Source organism: Okeania sp. (assembly GCF_983059655.1).
The window spans coordinates 1-2,019 of the sequence record NZ_CEZPJD010001119.1 but is presented as its reverse complement, the minus strand read 5'-3'; the positions used below and the strand labels follow the sequence as shown (position 1 = coordinate 2,019).

2 protein-coding genes and 1 pseudogene are annotated in these 2,019 nt (G+C 31.0%); all 3 read left to right on the top strand.

The window, feature by feature from the left end; all coding sequences use genetic code 11:
* The first annotated feature begins 376 nt into the window (after positions 1-376).
* Positions 377-748: a hypothetical protein gene (locus AC3DU7_RS32360; RefSeq protein WP_488043321.1), complete on the top strand. Its 372-nt coding sequence runs from the start codon at positions 377-379 to the stop codon at positions 746-748.
* Positions 749-936: 188 nt separating this feature from the next.
* Entirely contained in the window at positions 937-1,224 is a 288-nt protein-coding gene (locus AC3DU7_RS32355; RefSeq protein ID WP_488043320.1) for a hypothetical protein, read from the top strand.
* A gap of 344 nt (positions 1,225-1,568) precedes the next feature.
* Positions 1,569-2,019: pseudogene (locus tag AC3DU7_RS32350) on the top strand (diaminopimelate decarboxylase family protein); the annotation flags it as partial.

The following is a 2,019-nucleotide window of genomic DNA, read 5'->3' as shown; positions in this document are numbered from 1 at the left end:
TTTCAGTAGTTAGGGAAAATTAATTACCTAATTTTATTCCCTGTAATTTTTACAACATAAACTTTAGAGCTTTAAAGTATGTGTAATTATAGCAGTTGCCATTACTATCTTTGACATATCAAAAGCTCAGAATTCAGACAACAAAAAAATTTTATTTCTTCCTTTTTCCTTGAATGAATTATGATGAAAAACGAAATTGATATTATATAGCAATGTGCGCTGGCATATTTACAAATTGCAGGAGATGTCCAATAGCTAAAAGTCTTATATTATCGGTTTTTTATTACCCCTGTTGCCTATTGCCTGTTGCCTGTTGCCTGCGCACAGCGCTATAGAAGAATCTTTCTACAATCATGATTTACTTGAGAATGAGTACATGAAACAACAGAAAGAAGAATATTTAGACTATAGGAATCATGATTTCCCAATTAACCCATATCGAAACTATTTAAAAATTATGAAATACTTCCAAGAAATTAACAAATATAATCCCAGCCATGCAGCTTCTTTTGCAAAGAAAATAAAAAAGCTATATAAAGACCTGAGAAATTGCGAGGCCGTCATATCTGAAATGATTGTTTACCACAATTATATTCCACTAATTAGAGAAAGATTGGTCAAATCTTTATCATTAATAGCCGATGAATGTGATGTTATAGTTGAGCGTTGTGACAGCTCTAAATATTATCTCGAAGTTTTTTGTATAACGCCAAATTTTCAAGAAGATGAGGATGGATTCATTAATTGATAATGGATAATGGATAATTGATAATTACCTCTGGTTAAAACCGAGAGGATTGAATATCAGGAAATATTATTCTTTTTTTCCCTTAAAAGGGGAGTCTTTAAAGCATAATTATTTAATTATTTAATTATTCGGGAATCAACATTCAGACTCATACACAAAAAGCATGATCATCGGTCAGACAAAAATTCTTGACAAAGGCTAATAAACAAAAACAATTTTCAACAAAAAGAGATAATTTTGCAGTTATAGAATTAAATGACAGACGTATAGCTCATGATTTTACAATTCTCTCTTCTTTATCTGATGGCTACAAAATAAAAATTGATATAGACAAAATGACAAATGTTGATGAAGGTTATGACTGGGAAACTTCAATATTTGAATCCTCAGAAACTCGTTTTCTTAAGGGAATAATGTGGTTTCACTTGGGAAATTACCAGGATAGAAAAATATTGATAAATCCTTTCTATAAATAATGATAAAAAGAGGAGTAATAAATTTCTTTATATAAACTAGACTTGGTATAACTAACTATCACTGTTTGACATACGGATAAATTATAAGCTATAGCAATGTGCGCTGGCTTGCTTTACAAATTTCAGGAACTGTCCAATAGCTAAAAGTTTTATATCATAAGCTTTTTATCTCCCCTACTGCCTATAGCAAAGCTGCCAAATGAGCTGCGCACAGCGCTATACTTCTTCAAACCAGATTTAGTATGATTAGTTGATAGTCATATATTAGCCAATGGCATACTCTGTACAGATAACATATATTATGATCTAGACTGTTACTTGTTCAGTTAACTATAGTAGAAAATATGCCAAATTTTGTTATTCATTTTTCTCTCGAATTTGCCTACGAATTACTAGAAAATTATGGTTCTCCTCTATATGTTTATGATGACGATATTCTGATAAAAACGATAAATCATATTGCTGAATCTATTCCCTATCCCCACACAGAATTTCATTTTGCCAGTGTAACTAATGGTAATGTATCTTTACTAAAAATTTTTCAAAGGTATAAATGGGGTCTTCATGCTAATACACCGGGGGATGTTTTTCTGGGATTAAAAGCAGGCTTTTCTCCTAACAAAATTGTCTATAGTGGCAGTAACTTAAACGCTCAAGAATTTTCACAACTATTAAACTGGGGTGTAACTACTTTTAATTTAGATAGTGTGAGTCAACTACAGTTATTTTGTGACATATATATAGATAAATTTGCCAAAGAAATTACGCCAAAATTAGGCTTGAGACTGAATTTTC